Here is a 5,129-nt window from a genome sequence, read left to right as displayed (position 1 = left end):
CCGAGCTCCTTGCTCTTTGCATTTTGCACGGCTTGGAGGTTTTCAAGATCGCTCTTTTTAGATTTTAGCTCGTTGTAGGAATCTAGCAGCGTTTGCAGGGTTTGCGGCGGGACTTTTTTGGCGATGAGTTTTTTATTAAATTCGTCGAAATTTGTCTCGATAAGTTTTAAATTTATCATTTTCTGCCTCTTTTTGGTAATTTAAATTGCGACATTTTAACCAAAGTTTGCTTTAAATACTCAAAATAAACCCACATTTAAGCAATACGGATGAAAAAAAGTGATACAATTCCGTAATATTTTATTATGAAAGGTATTACATGAAGGCAAAATTTGCTTTTTTGGGAATTTTTGCGGCGAGCCTTGCGTTCGCGCATTTCGGCGTTCTTACGACGGATAAAAATGTCGTAGAGGATCAAAAAGACGCTATCGTAAAGCTAAATTTGGAATTCTCCCATCCGTTTTTGCAGGAGTCTATGAATCTGCAAAAGCCCGCAGAATTCGGCGTTTTTATTGACGGCGAGAAAAAATCGCTCTTGGATAGCTTAAAAGAGCAGAAAAAGGGCGAAAATTCCTATTTCGCGGCGGAATTTAAAGCCGACAAACCATCGCTTTTGGCATTTTATTTCGATCCGAAACCCTATGCCGAGCCGGCGGAGCAGAAGATGATCCGCCATATCACCAAAACCTACGTCGATGCTTACGGCGCGGGCGAGGGTTGGGACAAGCCGCTCGGACTAGAGGCGGAGATCGTGCCGCTAGTGCGCCCCTACGCGCTGTATGCGGGCGAGATATTTAGCGGAGTTTTTTTGCTGCACGGCAAGCCCGTCCCGGGCGCGGACGTGGAGATCGAGCTATATAACGATAAGGGCTACAAGGCCCCTAGCGAGGCGCACGTTACGCAGGTCGTTAAAACCAACGGCGCGGGCGAGTTTAGCTTCGTGATGCCGGTTGCCGGCTGGTGGGGCTTCGCGGCTCTTAGCGAGGAGGAAGCTGCCAAAGGAAGCGAGCAGCCCGTAAATGAGCTGGGCGCCGTGCTTTGGATCAAGGCGGACGAGCTGAAAAAATAAGGGAGCGGCTCGGTGAGATCTATTTTTTCGGGCAAAATTTGCGCGGCTGCGGATAAATTTAAATTTGCGTTTGAGCGGAGTTTTGAAATTTTATTTTCGTACGTTTTGCTTGGCGATGTAAAATTTCCATCGAATTCTGCAGTTAAAATTTTAAATGGCAAAATTCCGCCGAGTAAAATTTTAAGTAACGAAGCTCTGCTGTGTAAAATTTTGCTCGGTAGAAATCCGCTCTTAGGAGCTTCGAGCCGTAAAATTTCATATCCGTGGATTTATGAGCGTAAAATACCCGCGCGCAAAATTTCGTTTTTTGAAATTTTAAAAACCCCGACTTTTAAAATTTCGCAAGCTCTGTTTTACTGCGCGAGCGTCGCACCAAGATCGCTCGGAGCCTCAAATTTTGCGTCGCGAAATCCATTTGCCGCTCCTGCAAATGTAGCAAACGAAAATTTTTGCGCCATGCGAGCTGTAAAATTTATCAAATTTACTGGTTCCGCAAGCAGCTCCGAGACCGCTCCGAGTCTTACGCTGACAGCCGCCGCAGATAGGACGCAAACCGCGAGTTTTACAGCCGCAAATTTTGCCGCGACTAAAGCTGCAAAGGAAAAACCTATAGCAATCAAAGCGATTATCGCAAAGGTCGCAAATGCCTTAAATTTAGCCACTTCGCGCGTTTTTGCGCATCTAAAAAACGGGAGCGATTTAAAGGAGGCGAGCCGTGCACATTAGCGAAGGAGTTTTGAGCGCGCCCGTACTGCTTGCCGGCTGGGCGGTTACGGCGCCTGCAGTAGCGGCGATTTTATGGCGTGTAAGGCAGGCTGAGATCCCTAGGATCGCATGTTTTAGCGCGCTGTTTTTCGTGGCGTCTTTCGTGCACCTGCCAGTGGGCATCAGCTCTATGCACCTGATGCTAAGCGGGCTCGTGGGCGCGTTTTTGGGCCCGCGCGCGATTTTAGCGATTTTCGTCGCGCTGTTTTTGCAAGGGGTATTTTTCGGCTTCGGAGGGCTTAGCGTGCTTGGCGTAAATACCGCGGTCATCGGCTTTCCGGCTGTTTTGGGCGGAGTTTTTACCGCCGCTGCGAAAGCGCAAGAGCTAAAAGCGCGCACGCAAAAAATTTATCTGTTTTTGGCGGGTTTCGTGCCGATCGTCTGCTCGATGCTGCTTCTTGATCTAGTGCTTTTCATCAGCGGATGGGAGTTTTTTGCTATCGCGACGCTTATCTCACTGCAAGGCGCGGCTCTAGCGGTTTTAGAAGGGATCATCACCCTTTTTGCGCTTAGCTTTATTGCGAAATTTTACGGCGGGCAGAGGCGATGAGGGCGCTATTTTTATTGACAGTTTTGGCATGCTTTGCATTTTCGCACGCGTTGCATCTTTTTGCGACGCAAGAGGGCGATAGGGTAGCGATTTATAGCTATTTTTATAAAAATTCTCCCTGCATGGAGTGCGAAGTTTTAATTAGCGCGGACGGGTGCGAAATTTTGCGTACAAAGACCGATAAAGAGGGGCTTGCGAGCATAAAAATTCCCGCTAAAAATTTTACTATTCAAATTTACGGAGGCGCAGGACACGGCGCGCGGATGGAATTTAGCGCCGAGAATTTTACGGCGCAAGATTTCGGCGACTCGGGAAATTCCGCGTCGCAAAATTCTAACGTTTCTGAAAATTCCACGTCCGAAGACAGCGCATCCAAAGCCCGCGCGTCTGAAAATATCGCGCCAAAAGACGGTGCGTCGAAAGATGTCGCGCCACAAGATAAAATTCCGAGCGCTTCCGAGCCTTTGACAAATTCCGCCTCGCAAAGTATCTCGCTGAAAGAAAACCCTAAGAGTGACATTCGAAGCATGGCGTTTCAAAGCCAGTCCGCCGAGGCGCCTAAAATCGCGCTTTGTTTGGCTCTAATTTTCGGCTTTTTCGGCTTAACGTGGCTTGCAAAAAGGGCACGCAAATGAGCCCCGCCGTATCGCTGCTCGCGTTTTTTATCTTCAGCTTCGGCGTCGGAATTAGCGGGCAGCTTTATGCGGCGTTTTTTGCTCCGCCGATGCTTCTTTTCGCGCTTAAAATTTCGATTGCGCGCGCGGTTTTAGTGCGACTTGGGGCATTAAATATCTTTGCGATTTTAAGTGCGTTAAGCCCCGCCGTAGTCGGAAACTACGAGCTTGCGGGCGTGATATTTTTGCGCGCAAATTTGATAATGACGTTTGCGATTTTGCTATTTTACGGCAAGGACGAATATTTTTTCGCACGCGGATTTTACGGGCTGGGGCTCGGCGAAAAATTAAGCTTTTTGGTGTATTGCTGCGGGCGATTCGTAAATTTTTTACGCTCGGATCTGGCGAGGCTGCAAGCTCTTTTACGGATGCGCGGATTTGTAGGGACGAGCGGAATTTTTACCTATAAAATTTATGCAAATTTGGTGGGAATTTTAGCGATTTCGGCGCTTGAGCAGGCAAGAAATTTAAGCCTAGTAATGAATGCGCGAGGCTTTTGCGGTAGGCTATTTTACGAACGGCGCAAGGGCTTAAGCGTCTCGGAAGTCGCGTTTTTAGCGTTCGTACTAGCGTGCGTATTTCTTAAAATCGGAGCGATCTTATGAGCTGTTCGCTTAAGGCGCTGGGTTTAAGCGCTAAAAACGGTGAGCGGGAGATTTTTTGCGGCGTAAATTTAAGCGTAGGGCACAAGGAAAAAGTGGCGATTTTGGGCGCGAACGGGCAGGGCAAGACGAGCTTGCTTCAAATTTTAGGCGGCCTAAGACAATGCGATGAGGGTGAGATCGAGCTTTTCGGCGAGAAGCTTGGGTGCACCGAGGATTTTGTAAAATTTCGCCACGAGATCGGGTTTCTGTTTCAAAACAGCGACGATCAGTTTTTGTGCGCGAGCGTGTTTGAGGACGTCGCGTTTAGCCTGCGTGCGCAAAATGAGCGGCTAAAACGAGCACAAAATGCGGAGAAAAGGCGTGGAATTTTTTCTAAATTTTTTGGGCGCAAGGCGCAAATTTTAAGGCAGGGCGCGCAAAACGATCATCTAAAAAAGCTTGAAATTTTAAGCGAGGAGCAGATCGAACGCAAGGTGCTTGAAACGCTGCAGCGCTTGGGAATCGAGCATCTACGCGAGCGGGTGCCCTTTCATCTAAGCGGCGGCGAAAAAAAGCTGGTGGCGCTTGCTGGCGCGCTGGTATGTGAGCCCAGTATGCTGCTTTTGGATGAGCCTACGACAGCGCTTGATGAGGCGATGCAGGAGCGTGTAGCGGGGATTTTGGCAGGGCTTGACGTAAGCGAGATCATCGTCTCGCACGATAAAAATTTCATCGATAAAATCGCGGATAAAATCTATTATTTGAAATCGGATGGCTTGTATGAAAGTCCATAATGGCGACCCTTGCGGGATTTGAACCACGCGTTTTCGCACTGAGAATGCAACGTCCTGAGCCACTAGACGAAAAGGTCAAGAAGCCGCATTATAGCGACAAAAACAAAATTTTAGATAAAATGCCTGCGGCGGTGCAAGCGCAAATTGCTTGGAATTTTAAAAGCCGGCGCGGCATAGATAAAATTTGCGACGTAAATTTTATGATTTGGCTGAAATTTCATATATGAAAAAAGTCTAGCCGATCTTTTCCATCGCCTTGTTTTTAAACGCTACTGGATTAGCGACAAATTGGAAGCTAACCGCCGTGCCGCCGGTACCTCGCACCACTATGGTGCCGAATTTTAAAATTCTCCCCAAAATACTCTGCGCCACGGATATGCTTTCGATTTTTTCATATTTTAGCTCCACCGTTTCGCGACTGATAAGACCCTTTTTGCCGATTATACGCTGATTTGTGATAGCAAGCTCGTTTGTCTTTAAAACAATAAACCCGTGAATTAGCGCCGCTATAAAACCGCCGAAGCATATGAATGAAAGTCTATCGTCTTTATTTATGATCCCAACTATCGCGGGAATCAATATGACGATAGCGGAGATAAAAACCGCCCAGTGAATTTTGGCTTTAGCAATTACATTTTCGCCATTCAGAAGGTTAGACTCTACGTAACCCATAAATATCCTTTAAAAGAATTT

The 5,129-nt window shown here is 47.4% G+C and carries 8 protein-coding genes, 1 tRNA gene and 1 pseudogene; 7 read left to right on the top strand and 3 right to left on the bottom strand.

Annotated elements, in window-relative coordinates:
- Window positions 1-179, bottom strand: a pseudogene (locus Q0438_RS02225) (serine--tRNA ligase); the annotation flags it as partial.
- Window positions 180-319: 140 nt separating this feature from the next.
- Between Q0438_RS02225 and Q0438_RS02220 the strand changes: the two are divergent.
- From Q0438_RS02220 to Q0438_RS02195, 6 genes are read left to right on the top strand one after another with little or no spacing between them, the layout of a single operon-like run.
- Window positions 320-1,069: a DUF4198 domain-containing protein gene (locus Q0438_RS02220; protein WP_299186854.1), complete on the top strand. Its 750-nt coding sequence runs from the start codon at window positions 320-322 to the stop codon at window positions 1,067-1,069.
- A 12-nt stretch (window positions 1,070-1,081) separates the two neighbouring features.
- On the top strand, window positions 1,082-1,795 hold the full coding sequence (locus Q0438_RS02215; protein WP_299186851.1) for a hypothetical protein: 714 nt from the start codon (window positions 1,082-1,084) through the stop codon (window positions 1,793-1,795).
- Complete coding sequence (gene cbiM, locus Q0438_RS02210; RefSeq protein WP_299186848.1) at window positions 1,785-2,384, top strand: cobalt transporter CbiM; 600 nt, start codon at window positions 1,785-1,787, stop codon at window positions 2,382-2,384. The genes Q0438_RS02215 and cbiM overlap by 11 nt, the downstream gene beginning before the upstream one ends.
- On the top strand, window positions 2,381-3,019 hold the full coding sequence (locus Q0438_RS02205; RefSeq protein ID WP_299186847.1) for a hypothetical protein: 639 nt from the start codon (window positions 2,381-2,383) through the stop codon (window positions 3,017-3,019). Before cbiM ends, Q0438_RS02205 begins: the two co-directional genes overlap by 4 nt.
- Window positions 3,016-3,663 (top strand): energy-coupling factor transporter transmembrane component T, encoded by a 648-nt coding sequence (locus tag Q0438_RS02200; protein WP_299186845.1) that lies wholly within the window; start codon window positions 3,016-3,018, stop codon window positions 3,661-3,663. The genes Q0438_RS02205 and Q0438_RS02200 overlap by 4 nt, the downstream gene beginning before the upstream one ends.
- On the top strand, window positions 3,660-4,436 hold the full coding sequence (locus Q0438_RS02195; RefSeq protein ID WP_299186843.1) for an energy-coupling factor ABC transporter ATP-binding protein: 777 nt from the start codon (window positions 3,660-3,662) through the stop codon (window positions 4,434-4,436). Before Q0438_RS02200 ends, Q0438_RS02195 begins: the two co-directional genes overlap by 4 nt.
- Here the strand turns inward: Q0438_RS02195 and Q0438_RS02190 are convergent.
- A tRNA-Glu gene (locus Q0438_RS02190) sits at window positions 4,437-4,513 on the bottom strand.
- Between Q0438_RS02190 and Q0438_RS02185 the strand changes: the two genes are divergently transcribed.
- Entirely contained in the window at window positions 4,481-4,663 is a 183-nt protein-coding gene (locus Q0438_RS02185; RefSeq protein ID WP_298082322.1) for a hypothetical protein, read from the top strand. The genes Q0438_RS02190 and Q0438_RS02185 overlap by 33 nt on opposite strands.
- Before the next feature lie 7 nt (window positions 4,664-4,670).
- Here Q0438_RS02185 and Q0438_RS02180 read toward each other — a convergent pair whose 3' ends face one another.
- Complete coding sequence (locus Q0438_RS02180; protein WP_298706862.1) at window positions 4,671-5,108, bottom strand: PH domain-containing protein; 438 nt, start codon at window positions 5,106-5,108, stop codon at window positions 4,671-4,673.
- Window positions 5,109-5,129 lie beyond the last annotated feature (21 nt).

It is taken from the genome of uncultured Campylobacter sp. (assembly GCF_938030785.1).
GTDB lineage: Bacteria > Campylobacterota > Campylobacteria > Campylobacterales > Campylobacteraceae > Campylobacter_B.
Note: the sequence above shows the minus strand (reverse complement) of the source record. Positions and strands in the feature narration are given on the sequence as shown.

Coding starts and splice junctions, on each gene's coding strand:
- Q0438_RS02205 (WP_299186847.1), top strand. CDS start 2,381: ATGAGGGCGCTATTTTTATTGACAGTTTTGGCATGCTTTGCATTTTCG.
- Q0438_RS02195 (WP_299186843.1), top strand. CDS start 3,660: ATGAGCTGTTCGCTTAAGGCGCTGGGTTTAAGCGCTAAAAACGGTGAG.
- Q0438_RS02185 (WP_298082322.1), top strand. CDS start 4,481: ATGCAACGTCCTGAGCCACTAGACGAAAAGGTCAAGAAGCCGCATTAT.
- Q0438_RS02180 (WP_298706862.1), bottom strand. CDS start 5,108: ATGGGTTACGTAGAGTCTAACCTTCTGAATGGCGAAAATGTAATTGCT.
- Q0438_RS02200 (WP_299186845.1), top strand. CDS start 3,016: ATGAGCCCCGCCGTATCGCTGCTCGCGTTTTTTATCTTCAGCTTCGGC.
- Q0438_RS02220 (WP_299186854.1), top strand. CDS start 320: ATGAAGGCAAAATTTGCTTTTTTGGGAATTTTTGCGGCGAGCCTTGCG.